This window comes from Nitrobacter sp. JJSN (genome assembly GCF_051912485.1).
Taxonomy (GTDB): Bacteria; Pseudomonadota; Alphaproteobacteria; order Rhizobiales; family Xanthobacteraceae; genus Nitrobacter.
The window spans coordinates 3,761,346-3,777,712 of the sequence record NZ_CP196822.1 but is presented as its reverse complement, the minus strand read 5'-3'; the positions used below and the strand labels follow the sequence as shown (position 1 = coordinate 3,777,712).

The window sequence follows — 16,367 nt, the reverse complement described above, 5'->3', positions numbered from 1 at the left end:
GTCATGGCCGCTGTTAGCGCCAATAAACTCGAACTGCTGCAGATCGCAGACGCGGTGGCGCGAGAAAAGACCATCGACCGCAGCATCGTGATCGCCGCGATGGAGGACGCCATCGCCAAGGCGGCGCGGGCGCGCTACGGCAGCGAGACCGATGTTCATGCGGAGATTCACCCGAAGACCGGGCAGCTCCAGCTCACCCGCCACATGCTTGTGGTCGAACAGGTCGAGAATGCCGCGAACCAGATCTCGCTGAAGGACGCCCAGAGAGCCAACCCGGGCGCACAGATCGGCGACACCATCGCCGACACGCTGCCGCCGCTGGAATATGGCCGCATCTCCGCACAATCTGCCAAACAGGTGATCGTGCAGAAGGTGCGCGAGGCCGAGCGCGACCGGCAGTATCAGGAGTTCAAGGACCGCATCGGCGACATCGTCAACGGCATCGTCAAGCGTGTCGAATACGGCAGCGTGATCGTCGACCTCGGCCGCGGCGAGGCCGTCGTGCGCCGCGACGAAATGCTGCCGCGCGAGGTGTTCCGCAACGGCGACCGCGTCCGCGCCTATATCTTCGATGTGCGGCGCGAAACCCGCGGTCCGCAGATCTTCCTGTCGCGCACCCATCCGCAATTCATGGTGAAGCTGTTCGCGCAGGAAGTGCCGGAAATCTATGACGGCATCGTCGAGATCAAGGCAGTGGCGCGCGATCCCGGTTCTCGTGCGAAGATCGGCGTGATTTCCCGGGATTCCTCGGTTGATCCCGTCGGTGCCTGTGTCGGCATGCGCGGCTCGCGCGTTCAGGCCGTCGTCAACGAGTTGCAGGGCGAGAAGATCGATATCATCCCGTGGTCGCCGGACATCGCGACGTTCGTCGTCAACGCGCTGGCGCCGGCGGAAGTCGCGAAGGTCGTGATCGACGAGGATCGTGAGCGGATCGAGGTCGTGGTCCCCGATACCAACAACCAGTTGTCGCTGGCGATCGGACGGCGCGGACAGAACGTGCGCCTCGCATCGCAACTGACCGGCTGGGACATCGATATCCTGACCGAGCAGGAGGAATCGGAGCGACGCCAGGCCGACTTCGAGAACGCGACCCGCATGTTCATGGAAACGCTCAACGTCGACGAGGTCGTCGGCCAGCTGCTGGCGTCGGAAGGTTTTACGTCGGTCGAAGAGCTGACGCTGGTCGATCCGCGGGAACTCGCCGTCATCGAGGGATTCGACGACGATACCGCAGGCGAGCTACAGAGCCGGGCCCGCGAATATCTGGAGCAGCTCGAGGCCGAGCTGGAAAACAAACGCAAGGAGCTTGGCGTGGACGATGCCTTGAAGGCGGTGCCCGGCGTGACATCGAAAATGCTGGTGAAACTCGGCGAGAACGAGGTGAAGAACGTCGAGGATCTGGCCGGCTGCGCCACCGACGATCTGGTCGGCTGGACCGAGCGCAAGGACGGCGAAGCGGTCAAGCATGCGGGCTATTTCGACGGCATTGAAATCTCACGCGAGGACGCCGAGACCATGATCATGCAGGCGCGCCTGATCGCGGGCTGGATCACCGAAGCCGACCTTGCGAAACCCGCGGAGGCTACCGCCGAAGATCAACCGGCTTGAGGCCTGTGTTCAGCGAAAGCAGACATCGGTTTTGCGCGAAGACCTCGCGCCAATGACAAGGAGAATGGCCCGAACATGCTTGCCATCGCCGAACCGGCAGATCTTGACGACGGACCGCGGACCAACAGGTCCGCGACGACGCGCATGTGCGCGGTCACGCGTCAGGTGCGCCCGATCGGCGAACTGATCCGGTTTGTGGTGGCGCCTTCGGGCGAGGTTATCGCCGACCTGAAACGCAAGCTTCCGGGCCGGGGCCTCTGGATCTCGGCCTCCCATGCCGCCGTGGCGGAAGCGGTCCGTCGTCACCAGTTTAGCCGGGGCTTCAAGCGGGACGTCCGCGCGTCGGCGTCTCTGGCCGACGAGACCGGGCAGTCGCTGGTGCGCAGCGCGATCGACGCGCTGGCTATGGTCGCCAAGGCCGGGCAGGTCGTCGCCGGTTTTGCCAAGGTCGAAGACGCACTCCTTCGGCGTCAGGCGGCCATTCTGCTCCACGCCGCGGACGGCGCCGCCGATGGAATCCGGAAATTGGACGGTATTGTTAAGAAAATGGCCGCGGATTCCGGCGAAACGCGGGAAATCCCGGTGATTACCGCGCTGGCGTCGGCAGAATTGGATTTGGCACTGGGCCGGTCAAATGTGATACATGCAGCCCTGCTCGCAGGCTCGGCGAGCGGGACGTTCCTGTCGCGCAGCCAGACCCTGGTCCGATACCGGGATGGCGGGCAGCGGCAAGGCAGCTGAACACGGCAAGAATTTTCTAACACCGCGACCTGTGCGAACGCGTACGGCGCAACAAGATTGGGACTGCTGAATGGTTGATACGAAAAATCCTGGCGACAAGACTCTGAGCGTCAGCCCGAGCAAGACCTTGACGCTCAAGCCGCGCGTCGAGCAGGGCACCGTGCGTCAGAGCTTCAGCCACGGCCGTACCAAGCAGGTGGTGGTCGAGAAACGTGGCAAGCGCCGGGTCGGCGGCGACGCTCCGGCCACAGAAACAGCGGGGACCACCGAACCGGTCGCCGCTAGAGCGCCCGTCGCCAAGGCTCCGCCGGCGCGTCCCGCGGCACCAGCCGCTCCGCGTGCCAATTCAGGCGTGGTGCTACGCACATTGACCGAGGACGAGCGCAGCGCGCGCGCAAGCGCGCTGGCCGAGGCCAAGGTTCGCGCCGAGGAAGAGCGCCGGATTGCGGAAGCTGAGGCTGCGCGCCGCAACAGCAAGGAAGGCATCGAGCAGGCCGAGCGCGAGGCTGCCGAGGCCCGCCGCAAGGCTGAGGAAGAACGTCACCGTCTGGAAGAGGAAACCAAACGCAAGGCCGAGCTCGAAGCCAAGCGTCGTTTCGGCGAAACCGAGACCAAGGCTGCACCAGCCACGACCACGCGCGCGGCACCTCCGGCGCGCCCGGCTGCTGTCGCCGCCGACGGCAGCGACGAGGACGAGGCTCCGCGCCTGATCCGCCGTCCCGGTGGCGGCCCCGCACGTCCCGTGATCGCGCCGAAGCCGGCTGCCAAGCCGGCGCCGGCCAAGCAGCGCGGCCGTCTGACGCTGGTGACGGCGTTGAGCGCCGACGACGTGCGTGAACGATCGATCGCCTCGTTCCGCCGCCGTACCCAGCGGCTGAAGGGTCATGCCTCGAACGAGCCGAAGGAAAAGCTGATTCGCGAGGTCATCGTGCCGGAAGCGATCACCATCCAGGAGCTCGCCAACCGCATGGCCGAGCGCGCGGTGGACGTGATCCGGATGCTGATGAAGCAGGGCGCGATGCACAAGATCACCGACGTGATCGATGCCGACACCGCACAGCTCATCGCCGAAGAACTGGGCCACACCGTCAAGCGCGTCGCGGCAAGCGACGTCGAGGAAGGCCTGTTCGATGTGGTGGATGTCTCCACCGACACCGAGCCGCGCTCGCCCGTCGTCACCGTGATGGGTCATGTCGATCACGGCAAGACCTCGCTGCTCGATGCGCTGCGCCATGCCAACGTGGTGTCGGGCGAAGCCGGCGGCATCACGCAGCACATCGGCGCCTATCAGGTCACTTCGCCGGAGAGCGGCAAGAAGATCACTTTCATCGATACGCCCGGCCACGCCGCGTTCACGGCGATGCGCGCGCGCGGCGCCAAGGTCACCGACATCGTCATTCTGGTGGTTGCCGCCGATGACGGCGTCATGCCGCAGACCATCGAGGCCATCAATCACGCCAAGGCGGCGAAGGTCCCGATGATCATCGCCATCAACAAAATCGACAAGCCCGACGCAAAACCCGAGCGGGTGCGCACCGAACTGTTGCAGCACGAGGTGCAGGTCGAATCGATGGGCGGCGAGGTCGTCGACGTCGAGGTCTCTGCCAAGAACAAGACCAACCTCGACAAGCTGCTCGAGATGATCGCCCTTCAGGCCGAGTTGCTCGATCTGAAAACCAATGCATCGCGTCCTGCCGAGGGCACCGTGATCGAGGCCAAGCTGGACCGCGGCCGCGGCCCTGTTGCCACCGTGCTGGTCCAGCGGGGCACGCTGCGGATCGGCGACATCATCGTGGCCGGCGCCGAAATGGGCCGCGTCCGCGCGCTGATTTCGGATCAGGGCGATACGGTCGACGAGGCCGGCCCGTCGGTGCCGGTCGAAGTGCTTGGTTTCAACGGACCGCCGGAGGCCGGCGACCGGCTTGCCGTGGTCGAGAACGAAGCGCGCGCCCGCCAGGTCACGAGCTATCGCGCCCACCAGAAGCGCGAAAACGCCGCGGCCAGTACCTCCGGCATGCGCGGCTCGCTCGAGCAGATGATGTCGCAACTCAAAACCGCGGGCCGCAAGGATTTCCCGCTGATTATCAAGGCCGACGTACAAGGCTCGCTGGAAGCCATTCTCGGCTCGCTGGAAAAGCTCGGCACCGAGGAAGTCGCCGCGCGTATCCTGCATGCGGGCGTCGGCGGCATCAGCGAATCCGACGTCACGCTGGCGGAAGGATTCAACGCCGCGATCATCGGCTTCAGCGTCCGTGCCAACAAGGAAGCCGCGGCCGCCGCCAAGCGCAACGGCATCGAGATCCGCTACTACAACATCATCTACGACCTCGTGGACGACGTGAAGAAGGCGATGAGCGGCCTGCTCGCGCCGACGCTGCGCGAAACCATGCTCGGCAACGCGGAGATCCTGGAAGTGTTCAACATCTCCAAGGTCGGCAAAGTAGCGGGTTGCCGCGTCACCGACGGAACCGTGGAACGCGGCGCCCATGTCCGCCTGATCCGCGACAACGTCGTGGTGCACGAAGGCAAACTGTCGACGCTGAAGCGATTCAAGGACGAAGTGAAGGAAGTTCAGTCCGGTCAGGAATGCGGCATGGCGTTCGAGAACTACGGCGACATGCGCCCCGGAGACGTTATCGAGTGCTATCGCGTGGAGACCATTCAACGCTCGCTGTGAGTCCGAATCTCACGGCGAACGAGGCTTAGGCAGCTGTCATGCTCCGCGCAGGCGGAGCATCCAGTAACCCGTAAAACTCATTGAGGCTTCGGATACTGGATCGTCCGCATTCGCGGATGATGACGACATTTGGATTTCAGTACATGCCGCGCCATCATCAGCAAGCTAAACAGCCCGGCGGCTCGCAGCGCCAGTTGCGGGTCGGTGAAACCGTGCGTCACGCGATCGCCGATATTCTCGCACAGGGTCACGTTCATGATCCCGTGCTTGAAGGGCATCTCATCACGGTGCCGGAAGTCCGCATGTCGCCCGATCTCAAGCTCGCGACGATCTACGTGATGCCGCTCGGCGGCCGCGACACCACTGACGTGATCGAGGCGCTCGACCGCAACAAGAAATTCCTGCGCGGCGAGATTGCGCGGCGCGTTAACCTGAAATTCGCACCTGATCTCCGCTTCCGCGCTGACGAACGATTCGACGAAGCGGAACGTATCGAGAAATTATTGAGAACACCTGCGGTGCAGAGAGACCTCGCACCGGATTCGGACGAAAGCTGACGATCATGACCACGCAAAACGGCGCATTCGATTCGCCAATCGGCGAATCGGACGGGCCCGAGAAAAATAATTCTGATCGCGGAAATAATTTTTCCGACACATCGCCGCATGACGAGGACAGCTCCCCCTCTCGCTCGGGGGCCGAGGAGAGCCGAGCTCGCTCCGAGGGGATTGGGGAGGGGGAATTTTCCTCGGCAGCCCACCAGGCGAGTCCCCGCCCGGCGAGCGAGGTTCGCCACCCCGCCCCGCAAGCGGGCGAGGGAAGAAAGAAACAGAACAACCAGCCGCGCCGCGACAGGCGCGACGTGCACGGCTGGGTCGTTCTCGACAAGCCCATCGGCATGACCTCGACCCATGCGGTGGCGGTCGTGAAACGGCTGTTTTCGGCGAAGCGTGCCGGGCACGCCGGCACGCTCGATCCGCTGGCCTCGGGCGGCCTGCCGATTGCGCTTGGCGAAGCCACCAAGACCGTTCCCTTCGTCATGGACGGCCGCAAGCGCTACCGCTTCACGGTGCAGTGGGGCGAGGAGCGCGATACCGACGATACCGAAGGCCGGGTCACGGCGACCAGCGAGAGCCGCCCTGATGCGGACGCGGTCCGGGCGCTGCTCCCGCGCTTCACGGGCGTGATCGAGCAGATCCCGCCGCAATATTCCGCGATCAAGATCCAGGGCGAACGGGCCTACGACCTCGCCCGCGACGGCGAGACCGTCGCCCTGCAGCCGCGACAGGTCGAGATTCACCAATTTGACCTCGTAGAACATACAGATGACGGCCGCTCCGTGTTCGAGGCCGAATGCGGAAAAGGAACCTATGTGCGGGCGCTGGCCCGCGATATCGGCCGGATTCTCGGCTGTTACGGCCACATCTGCGCGCTGCGGCGTACGCTGGTCGGCCCGTTCGATGAGGCCGACATGATTCCGCTGGTAGAATTGGAGGCTTTGTGCAATAGAGCCGCATCCGGCGAGGGAAACCTCGCCGACGCGCTTTTGCCCGTTGAGACCGCGCTGGACGACATCCCGGCGCTGGCCGTCACTCGGGCTGATGCGGCAAGGCTCCATCGGGGCCAAGCCGTCTTGTTGCGCGGACGGGATGCGCCCCAGAGTAGCGGCATAGTCTATGTCACGGTGGCAGGCCGGTTGTTGGCCCTCGCCGAACTGGGGCACGGCGAACTCATCCCCAAGCGCGTGTTCAACCTGACCGGGCTGACAGCCAGCTCCGGCCGCAACGAAAGAGGCTAACGATGTCGGTGACCGCGGAACGCAAAGCGGAAATCATCAAGTCGAACGCCCGCAAGTCGGGCGATACCGGTTCGCCGGAGGTTCAAGTCGCGATCCTGTCGGAACGCATCTCCAATCTTACGAACCATTTCAAGAGCCACACCAAGGACAATCACTCCCGTCGTGGCCTCCTGAAGCTCGTTTCCACGCGTCGTTCCCTTCTCGATTACATCAAGAAGAAGGACGAGGCGCGTTACAAGGCTCTGCTCGAGAAGCACAACATCCGCCGCTGAGCAAAGTCTGCGCGCATCCCTGTGCGCTGTGATGCGTGGACGTGAATGTCCACGCCATGCGCGATCTGCGAAAATCGACATCCGGTTTTTGGAAAACAGATCACGCCTAAAGAAGAGCGTGTCCAGCAGCAATCCGGCAGCTGGGCGATGACGGGTCAAATGCCCGTACCATCGGGAGGATGGACGCCATTCAAAACCTGAAGACCATGGCAGGATCGCCGGACGCTGACACCGCAACGATCGTTGTGGCCAACGTCCCGCAATCTTGCGCATGGTTTTTGCGTTTTGGCGTCCGTGCTCCGTGAACCCATGAAAGACAAAACAATGTTCAACAAGCATACAGTCGAGATCGACTGGGGCGGGCGGCCGCTCAAACTCGAAACCGGCAAGATCGCCCGCCAGGCGGACGGCGCCGTGGTGGCCACTTACGGCGAGACGGTCGTGCTCGCCACTGTCGTCGCCGCCAAGGCGCCGCGCGAAGGCGTCGATTTCCTGCCGCTCACCGTCGATTATCAGGAGAAGACCTACGCCGCCGGCCGTATTCCCGGTGGTTATTTCAAGCGCGAAGCACGCCCGAGCGAAAAGGAAACGCTGGTTTCCCGCCTGATCGACCGCCCGGTCCGTCCGCTGTTCGCCGATGGCTGGCGCAACGAGACCCAGGTCATCGTCACCGTGCTCTCGCACGACATGGAGAACGATCCCGACGTGCTGGCGATGGTGGCTGCATCCGCGGCGCTGACGCTCTCCGGCGCACCCTTCAAGGGCCCAATCGGCGCTGCCCGCGTCGGCTTCATGAACGACGAGTACGTTCTCAACCCGACACTCGACGAAATGGTCGACACCCAGCTCGAGCTGGTCGTCGCCGGCACCGCTGACGCCGTGCTGATGGTCGAATCGGAGGCCAAGGAGCTGAGCGAAGACATCATGCTCGGCGCCGTGATGTTCGGCCATCGTCACTTTCAGCCGGTCATCAACGCCATCATCGAGCTTGCCGAGAAGGCCGCGAAAGAGCCGCGTGAAGTCAGCCAGGCCGACGACAGCGCAATCGAGAAGGAAATGCTCGGCCTGATCGAAGGCGACCTGCGCCCGGCCTATGCCATTGCCGACAAGCAGCAGCGTCAGAACGCCGTTGCCGCCGCCAAGGCCAAGGTCATCGCGCATTACTTCCCGGAAGGACAGGAGCCGAAATACGACAAGCTCCGCATCGCCGGCGTGTTCAAGCATCTCGAGGCCAAGATCGTCCGCTGGAATATTCTCGACACCGGCAAGCGCATCGACGGCCGCGACGTCAAGACCGTACGCAACATCGTCGCCGAAGTTGGCATATTACCGCGCGCCCACGGTTCGGCGCTGTTCACCCGCGGCGAGACCCAGGCGATGGTCGTGACCACGCTCGGCACCGGCGAGGACGAGCAGTACATCGACGCGCTGTCGGGAACGTACAAGGAAACGTTCCTGCTGCACTACAACTTCCCTCCCTACTCGGTCGGCGAGACTGGCCGCCTCGGCAGCACCAAGCGCCGCGAGATCGGCCACGGCAAGCTGGCGTGGCGCGCGATCCATCCGGTGCTGCCGCCGCACCACGAGTTCCCCTACACCATCCGCGTGGTTTCGGAGATCACCGAATCGAACGGCTCGTCGTCGATGGCTTCGGTCTGCGGCGCCTCGCTATCGCTGATGGATGCGGGCGTTCCCTTGAAGAGGCCGACGGCGGGCATCGCCATGGGCCTCATTCTCGAAGGCAGCCGTTACGCGGTGCTGTCGGACATTCTCGGGGACGAGGATCATCTCGGCGACATGGACTTCAAGGTGGCGGGCACCGAAAACGGCATCACCTCGCTGCAGATGGACATCAAGATCGCAGGGATCACCGAGGAGATCATGAAGGTCGCGCTTGGCCAGGCCAAGGACGGGCGCATCCACATCCTCGGCGAAATGGCGAAGGCTCTGACCAATGCCCGCGCCGAGCTCGGCGAATACGCGCCGCGCATCGAGACCTTCAAGATCCCTACCGACAAGATCCGCGAAGTGATCGGCACCGGCGGCAAGGTGATCCGTGAAATCGTCGAGAAGACCGGCGCCAAGGTTAACATCGAGGACGACGGCACCGTGAAGGTGGCGTCCAACGACGGCGAAGCGATGAAGGCCGCGATCAAGTGGATCAAGTCGATTGCCTCCGATCCGGAAGTCGGCCAGATCTACGATGGCACCGTGGTCAAGGTGATGGAGTTCGGCGCCTTCGTGAACTTCTTTGGCGCCAAGGACGGCCTCGTCCACATCAGCCAGCTCGCCAACAACCGCGTGCAGAAGAGCTCGGACATCGTCAAGGAAGGTGACAAGGTCAAGGTCAAGCTGCTCGGCTTCGACGATCGCGGCAAGACGCGGCTGTCGATGAAGGTGGTCGATCAGGAGACCGGCGAAGACCTCGAGGCCAAACAGAAGGCCGAGGCGCCGGCACGCGAGGCCGCCGGCGAGTAAGTGTCGTCAGGCACTGTTAGGATTACGAAAGGGCGGCTTTCGAGCCGCCCTTTTTGTTTCCCGCACGCCGCTCGTCGATCCCCCGCCAACGGGTCCGGCTTCGCCGGCCCGATGACAGGCTCCGGCCGGCGATTCAGTATTCGCAAGTATTTACAGTGAAGCCACGGCATACTGGATACTCCACTTTCGCGGAGTATGACGTCCGTGTCTGCTATGCCTTCGTGCATCCCTTCACCACATCCCCCAGCGCTGTGAAATCGGCCTTGCGCGGAGACGTCCTGCGAAACGCCAGCCCGATGCTGCGTCCGGGCTGCGGCTCTTCCAGCCGCAGAAATTTCACGCGGCTGTCGCGCGCCTCGACATCGGCAGCGATCTGCGGGATCAGCGTCACGCCGTAACCGCCGGCCACCATCTGCATCACGGTCGCGAGGCTGGATGCGCCGAACGTCATGCCCGTGCTGCCCGGTGCCGGTGCCCGCGGGATCGAGGCGCAGAAAGCCAGAGCCTGATCGCGCAGGCAGTGGCCGTCCTCCAGCAGGATCAGGCGCGACTGATCGATGTCGCGCGCAGCCACGTGGCGTTCGCAAGGCCGCGGATCGCTCGCCGGCACTGCCAGCAGGAACAGATCGTCGAACAGCTCCATCGTATCGATGTCGGGCTCGCCGAGCGGCAGCGCCAGCATCGCTGCATCAAGCGCACCGCCCTTGATCTCCTCGACGAGCAGCCGGGTCTGCGTCTCGCGCAATTCGAGCTGCAAGTCCGGAAACTGCGATTGCAGCGCCGGCAACATGCGCGGCAGCAGGTAGGGCGCGAGCGAGGGAATAATGCCGAGCGTCAAGCGCCCCGTCAGCGGCCTGGCACGATGGCGGGCGACGTCGACGAGATCACGCGTCGACGCCAGCACGTCTTCAGCGCGGCGGGAAATCTCCCGGCCGATCTCGGTCAGTATCACCTCGCCCGGCCGCCGCTCCACCAGGGTGACTCCGAGAAATTGTTCCAGCTCCCGAATCTGCATCGACAGCGCCGGCTGGGTGATCGCGCAGGCCTCTGCGGCACGTCCGAAATGGCCGTGGCGCGCGAGCGCGGCGAGGTAGCGGAGCTGTTTGAGCGTGACCATTCTCGATAAGATAAGATTATCGCGATGCAAAGGCAATTCGACTGGACCTGATGACGGTTATCTCCCAAACTCTGGCCACCCTCGCGTTGCCGGAGGACTGCGGCCTTAGGTGACCAAACCCTACCGAGCACCGGCGCCGGCGCACCCGGACAGGCTGACGCTGCTCGCGCTGACGTCTCCATCGGGTGACCGCGGCCTTGGGCCATGGCCGGCTATTCGGCAACGCGACAGCACAGCATCGGAGACAAACCATGGACGCAAAGACGGACGACAAAAACGCGGGCAAATGCCCGATCACAGGCGGTCACGGACACAGAAATCGCGACTGGTGGCCGGAGCAACTGGACGTTCAGGTCCTTCATCACAACTCGAACCTGTCCGATCCGATGGGCAAGGACTTCGACTACGCCAGGGAGTTCGCGAGTCTCGATCTGAACGCCGTCATCAAGGATCTGAAGGCGCTGATGACGGACTCCCAGGAGTGGTGGCCGGCCGATTTCGGTCATTACGGCGGACTGATGATCCGCCTGGCGTGGCACAGCGCCGGAACCTATCGCATCACTGACGGCCGCGGCGGCGCCGGCGGCGGTCAGCAGCGATTTGCGCCGCTGAACTCGTGGCCGGACAACGTGCTTCTCGACAGGGCGCGTCGCCTGTTGTGGCCGATCAAGCAGAAGTATGGCCGCAAGATTTCCTGGGCCGATCTCTACGTTCTAGCCGGCAACGCCGCGCTGGAATCGATGGGCTTCAAGACCTTTGGTTTCGCCGGCGGCCGCGTCGACGAATGGGAGCCGCAGGAACTGTTCTGGGGTCCGGAAGGAACGTGGCTGGGCGACGAGCGCTACAGCGGCGAACGTCAGCTTGCCGAACCGCTCGGTGCGGTGCAGATGGGCCTGATCTACGTCAATCCGGAAGGACCGAACGGCAAGCCGGACCCGCTCGCGGCCGCCAAGGACATCCGAGAAACGTTTCTCCGCATGGCGATGAACGATGAGGAGACCGTCGCGTTGATCGCCGGCGGCCACACCTTCGGCAAAACCCATGGCGCCGGCGATGCATCGCTGGTCGGCCCGGCGCCGGAAGCCGCCGTGATCGAGGATCAGGGCCTCGGCTGGAAAAGCAAATTCGGCACAGGCAAGGGCTGCGACTCGATCGGCAGTGGTCTCGAAGTCACCTGGACGCAAACGCCAACCAAGTGGGACAACAACTTCTTCGATACGCTGTTCAAATACGAATGGGAGCTGACCAAGAGCCCGGCCGGCGCTCACCAGTGGCAGGCGAAAAACGCTCCTGCCATCACACCCGACGCCCACGACAAGTCGAAGATGCATGTGCCGACCATGCTGACGACGGACCTGTCGCTGCGCTTTGATCCCGCCTACGGAAAGATCTCGAAGCGCTTCCACGAGAATCCGGACCAGTTCGCGGATGCATTCGCCCGCGCCTGGTTCAAGCTCACGCATCGCGACATGGGACCGCGCGAGCGTTATCTCGGTCCCTTGGTGCCGAAGGAAGTGCTGATCTGGCAGGACCCGATCCCGGCCGCTGATCATGAGCTGGTCAACGACACGGACATCGCAAACCTGAAGACAAAGATCCTCGCTTCCGGCCTGAGCGTGCCGCAACTGGTTTCGACTGCCTGGGCCTCGGCCTCGACCTTCCGCGGCTCCGACAAGCGCGGCGGCGCCAACGGCGCGCGCATTCGCCTGAGCCCCCAGAAGGATTGGGAAGTCAACCAGCCAGCGCAGCTCAAGACGGTGCTGTCGAAGCTCGAAGGGATTCAAAAAAGCTTGGGCAAGAAGGTCTCGCTTGCCGATCTGATCGTGCTCGGCGGCAATGCCGCAGTTGAGAAGGCGGCAAAGGATGCCGGCATCGACGTCAAGGTGCCGTTCACGCCGGGCCGCATGGATGCGTCACAGGACCAGACCGACGTCGAGTCGTTCGCTCCGCTGGAGCCGCGTGCCGATGGTTTCCGTAATTACATCGGCAAACGGCACCAGTTCATGGCCCCCGAGGAAGCGCTGGTGGATCGCGCGCAATTGCTGAAGCTGACCGGACCGGAAATGACGGTGCTGGTCGGCGGTCTTCGCGTACTCGGTGCCAATGCCGGCGACTCCAGGCACGGCGTCTTCACGACCAAGCAGGGCCAGCTGACGAATGACTTCTTTGTCAACCTGCTGGATATGGCCACGGAGTGGCAGCCTCCAAACGCCGAGGGCGTCTACGAAGGCCGCGACCGCAAGACCAACGCTCCGAAGTGGACCGCTACCCGCATCGACCTCATCTTCGGCTCGCACTCCCAGCTCCGCGCGTTTGCGGAAGTCTATGCGTGCGCCGACGCAAAGGAAAAGTTCGCAAAAGACTTCGTCGCCGCTTGGACCAAGGTGATGAATGCCGACCGCTTCGATCTCAAGGCCTGATTGCCACGTCAGCGAGCGACGCTCGCCGTAAAAGCGGCTCAATACCACGCCCCTGCGATATCTTCGCAGGGGCTTTCATGTATGTCGCGATGGCCATCCCATCCTGCTATGCCGAACGACGAAACGATCGCTGGAAGAAAGGATGACTGCTCGATGATGAAACTCTACTGGTCGCCACGCTCGCGTTCGTTCAGTGCACTCTGGCTGCTGGAGGAAGCCGGGCAGCCTTACGAGCGGGTTTTGACCGACATCTCCACCGGCGCGCAAAAGACGCCGGAGTTCCTCGCCATCAACCCGATGGGCAAGGTACCCGCGCTCACCGATGGCGCTATCGCGATCGCCGAGGCGGCGGCGATCTGCGCCTACGTCGCCGAGCGTTTTCCGGATGCGAAGCTGGCCCCGCCGCTCGGCGATGCGCGCCGGGCGAAATATCTGCAATGGCTGTTCTTCGGACCGAGTTGCATCGAACCGGCGCTGATCCAGATTTTCACCAAGATCGATGTGCCCTCGCGCACGGCAGCGTGGGGAGATGCCACACAGGTGTTCGACGTGCTCGACAAGGCGCTGGAAACGGGGCCGTGGATCCTCGGCGACGATTTTTCCGCCGCCGACATCGTGATCGGCTCCGGGCTGAACTTTGCGATCCGCGAGTTCAAGATGGTGCCGCCGCGCCCGGCCTTCGATCGCTACATCGACCGCTGCGTGGCGCGGCCGGCGTTTCAACGCGCGCAGAAAATCGCGGCAGGCTGATTCAGCTTCTTCCCTTGGTCACGATGATTTTGGATCGAATCGATCCAAAATCATGAACGTGATCGATTCCACTATTTTGAGAAGCGGCGTGCGGGCGGAAAACCGCTACACACTTTTCCTCATCCCGCTTTAGTGGAAGGTGGAAGGTGGAAGACGCGACTTGCCGCCCCGCTTCGGAGAACTACTTCGTCTCGTTCGATGCGCCGTTGCGGATACCATCGCTGCGCAACGCGTCCGGCTGAGGCATCGCGATGATGTTGTAGCCGGAATCGACGAAATGAATCTCGCCCGTGACGCCGCCGGACAGGTCCGACAATAAATAGAGCCCGGCGCCGCCAAGTTCATCGAGACTGACGCCCCGCCGTCGCGGCGAATGTCTTTGCTGAAACGCGAACATAAACCTCGCATCGCCGATCCCGGCCCCGGCCAGCGTGCGGATCGGGCCGGCGGAAATAGCGTTGACGCGGATGTTCTGCTCGCCAAAATCGACTGCCAGGTAGCGCACCGACGCTTCGAGCCCCGCTTTGGCGACGCCCATCACGTTGTAGTTCGGCATCGCGCGATCGCCGCCGTTATAGGTCAGCGTGAGCATGCTGCCACCGTCCGGCATCAACGCGGCCGCGCGTTTCGCGGCTTCGGTGAAGGCGAAACAGGAGATCAGCATGGTGCGCTCGAAATTCTCGCGGGTGGTGTCGGAGTAGCGCCCGTTCAGTTCGCCCTTGTCGGAGAACGCGATGGCGTGCACCAGGAAATCCATCTTGCCCCAGGCATTGCCGATATCGGCAAACACCTTGTCGACCGAGGCGATGTCCTCGACATCGCAGGGTAGCACCAGGTTGGCGCCAACCGATTCCGCAAGCGGCCTGACGCGCTTCGCCAGCGCCTCGCCCTGGTAGGTGAAGGCCAGTTCCGCGCCATGCGCCGCCAGCGTCTTGGCGATGCCCCAGGCAATCGAGTGGTCGTTGGCGACCCCCATGATCAGGCCGCGCTTGCCTTGCATCAGGTGTGTCATGCGAAACTCCGTCATGCCCGCCCCAAGCCGGGCATCCACGTCTTGATGACGTGGACAAGTTGGAAGGTTTTGGATGACCCGGAACGTCCGCGCAAGACGCGCTCCGCGCTTTACCCAGATCTTGACATAATCGTTATTGCTGCTGCCGTCGTCGGCCTCCCCGGCTGCCGCGCGAACGGGTCACGCATCCAGCCGTTTGAATACCAGCGTGGCATTGGTTCCGCCGAAACCGAACGAATTCGACATCACCGTCCCAATTCTGGCGTTGTCGATACGCTTACGCACGATAGGCATGTCCGCGAACACCGGATCGAGTTCGGTGATGTTGGCGCTTTCGCAAATGAAGCCGTTGTTCATCATCAGAAGCGAATAGATCGCCTCCTGCACACCGGTCGCGCCGAGCGAGTGCCCCGTCAGCGACTTGGTAGCGGAAATCGGCGGACACTTCTCGCCGGTGCCGAACACCTTGCGGATCGCCTCGATTTCCGGCGGGTCGCCGGCCGGCGTCGAGGTCGCGTGCGGGTTGATGTAGTCGACTTTCGTTTTCACGGTCGACATCGCCATCTTCATGCAGCGCTCGGCGCCCTCGCCCGACGGGGCGACCATGTCGTAGCCGTCCGACGTCGCGCCATAGCCGACGACTTCGCCGTAAATGCGCGCACCGCGCGCCTTGGCGTGTTCGAGTTCTTCCAGAACCACCACGCCCGCGCCGCCGGCAATCACGAAGCCGTCGCGACTGACGTCATAGGCCCGCGAGGCGGTCGCCGGCGTGTCGTTGTATTTCGAGGACATCGCACCCATGGCGTCGAACAGCACCGACAGTGACCAGTCGAGTTCCTCGCAGCCGCCGGCGAAAATGACGTCCTGCTTGCCGATCTGAATGGTCTCGTAGGCATTGCCGATGCAGTGATTGGAGGTCGCGCAGGCTGACGAGATCGAGTAGTTGACGCCCTTGATCTTGAACCAGGTCGCGAGCGTCGCCGAAGCTGTCGACGACATTGCTTTCGGCACCGCGAACGGACCTACCCGCTTTGGTCCCTTGCTTCGGGTGATGTCGGCGGCTTCCACGATCGTACGCGCGGACGGGCCGCCGGAGCCCATGATGATTCCAGTGCGCTCGTTGGAGACATCCGATGGCTCCAGCCCGGAGTCGCGGATCGCCTGCTCCATCGCCACGTGATTCCACGCCGCGCCCTCAGCCAGGAAGCGCATCGCACGGCGATCGATCACATCGGCCGAATTCAGCGTCGGCGCACCCTGCACCTGAGAGCGGAAGCCGAGCTCCGCATACTTCTCCGCGCGCGTGATGCCGGACTTCGCCTCAAACAGACTGGCTAGCACTTCCTGAGTGTTGTTTCCGATGGATGAGACAATGCCCATCCCCGTGACGACAACCCGCCTCATGATCTCCTCGCACTATCGTTACGCTGTCTCATGAAGGCACCCTCGTCAAAAATCCTAAACCTACATCGATCGCCGGAGCCACCGACTTTG

12 protein-coding genes are annotated in these 16,367 nt (G+C 63.3%); 9 read left to right on the top strand and 3 right to left on the bottom strand.

Annotated elements, in window-relative coordinates; genetic code table 11:
• The first annotated feature begins 3 nt into the window (after positions 1 to 3).
• From nusA to pnp, 7 genes are all read left to right on the top strand, one after another.
• Positions 4 to 1,608 carry a transcription termination factor NusA gene (gene nusA / locus ACSZOQ_RS18325; RefSeq protein ID WP_439923823.1) on the top strand — a complete coding sequence of 535 codons (1,605 nt, stop codon included), beginning with the start codon at positions 4 to 6 and terminating at the stop codon, positions 1,606 to 1,608.
• Between the two features lie 75 nt (positions 1,609 to 1,683).
• Positions 1,684 to 2,349 carry an RNA-binding protein gene (locus ACSZOQ_RS18320; RefSeq protein WP_439923822.1) on the top strand — a complete coding sequence of 222 codons (666 nt, stop codon included), beginning with the start codon at positions 1,684 to 1,686 and terminating at the stop codon, positions 2,347 to 2,349.
• 70 nt (positions 2,350 to 2,419) lie between these two features.
• The gene (infB, locus tag ACSZOQ_RS18315; RefSeq protein WP_439923821.1) at positions 2,420 to 5,026 is read left to right on the top strand and encodes a translation initiation factor IF-2; all 2,607 of its coding nucleotides are present in this window, start codon (positions 2,420 to 2,422) and stop codon (positions 5,024 to 5,026) included.
• 143 nt (positions 5,027 to 5,169) lie between these two features.
• A complete protein-coding gene (rbfA, locus tag ACSZOQ_RS18310; RefSeq protein ID WP_439923820.1) occupies positions 5,170 to 5,583 on the top strand; it encodes a 30S ribosome-binding factor RbfA in 414 nt (137 codons plus the stop codon).
• 5 nt (positions 5,584 to 5,588) lie between these two features.
• Positions 5,589 to 6,824, top strand: a complete 1,236-nt coding sequence (gene truB, locus ACSZOQ_RS18305) for a tRNA pseudouridine(55) synthase TruB (protein WP_439923819.1) — start codon at positions 5,589 to 5,591, stop codon at positions 6,822 to 6,824.
• Between the two features lie 2 nt (positions 6,825 to 6,826).
• Positions 6,827 to 7,096 carry a 30S ribosomal protein S15 gene (gene rpsO, locus ACSZOQ_RS18300; protein ID WP_439923818.1) on the top strand — a complete coding sequence of 90 codons (270 nt, stop codon included), beginning with the start codon at positions 6,827 to 6,829 and terminating at the stop codon, positions 7,094 to 7,096.
• Positions 7,097 to 7,420: 324 nt separating this feature from the next.
• Entirely contained in the window at positions 7,421 to 9,574 is a 2,154-nt protein-coding gene (pnp, locus tag ACSZOQ_RS18295; protein WP_439926134.1) for a polyribonucleotide nucleotidyltransferase, read from the top strand.
• Between the two features lie 211 nt (positions 9,575 to 9,785).
• Here the strand turns inward: pnp and ACSZOQ_RS18290 are convergent, their stop codons facing one another.
• Positions 9,786 to 10,691 carry a LysR substrate-binding domain-containing protein gene (locus tag ACSZOQ_RS18290; RefSeq protein ID WP_439923817.1) on the bottom strand — a complete coding sequence of 302 codons (906 nt, stop codon included), beginning with the start codon at positions 10,689 to 10,691 and terminating at the stop codon, positions 9,786 to 9,788.
• Positions 10,692 to 10,942: 251 nt separating this feature from the next.
• Here ACSZOQ_RS18290 and katG point away from each other — a divergent pair, with 251 nt between their 5' ends.
• Positions 10,943 to 13,111 carry a catalase/peroxidase HPI gene (gene katG / locus ACSZOQ_RS18285; protein ID WP_439923816.1) on the top strand — a complete coding sequence of 723 codons (2,169 nt, stop codon included), beginning with the start codon at positions 10,943 to 10,945 and terminating at the stop codon, positions 13,109 to 13,111.
• A 153-nt stretch (positions 13,112 to 13,264) separates the two neighbouring features.
• Positions 13,265 to 13,861, top strand: coding sequence for a glutathione S-transferase family protein (locus ACSZOQ_RS18280; protein ID WP_439923815.1), 597 nt, complete (start codon positions 13,265 to 13,267; stop codon positions 13,859 to 13,861).
• A 181-nt stretch (positions 13,862 to 14,042) separates the two neighbouring features.
• On the opposite strand, the gene fabI is transcribed toward ACSZOQ_RS18280, so the two are convergent.
• Entirely contained in the window at positions 14,043 to 14,873 is an 831-nt protein-coding gene (fabI, locus tag ACSZOQ_RS18275; protein ID WP_439923814.1) for an enoyl-ACP reductase FabI, read from the bottom strand.
• Between the two features lie 180 nt (positions 14,874 to 15,053).
• Complete coding sequence (gene fabB / locus ACSZOQ_RS18270) at positions 15,054 to 16,277, bottom strand: beta-ketoacyl-ACP synthase I (RefSeq protein ID WP_439923812.1); 1,224 nt, start codon at positions 16,275 to 16,277, stop codon at positions 15,054 to 15,056.
• Positions 16,278 to 16,367: the final 90 nt, after the last annotated feature.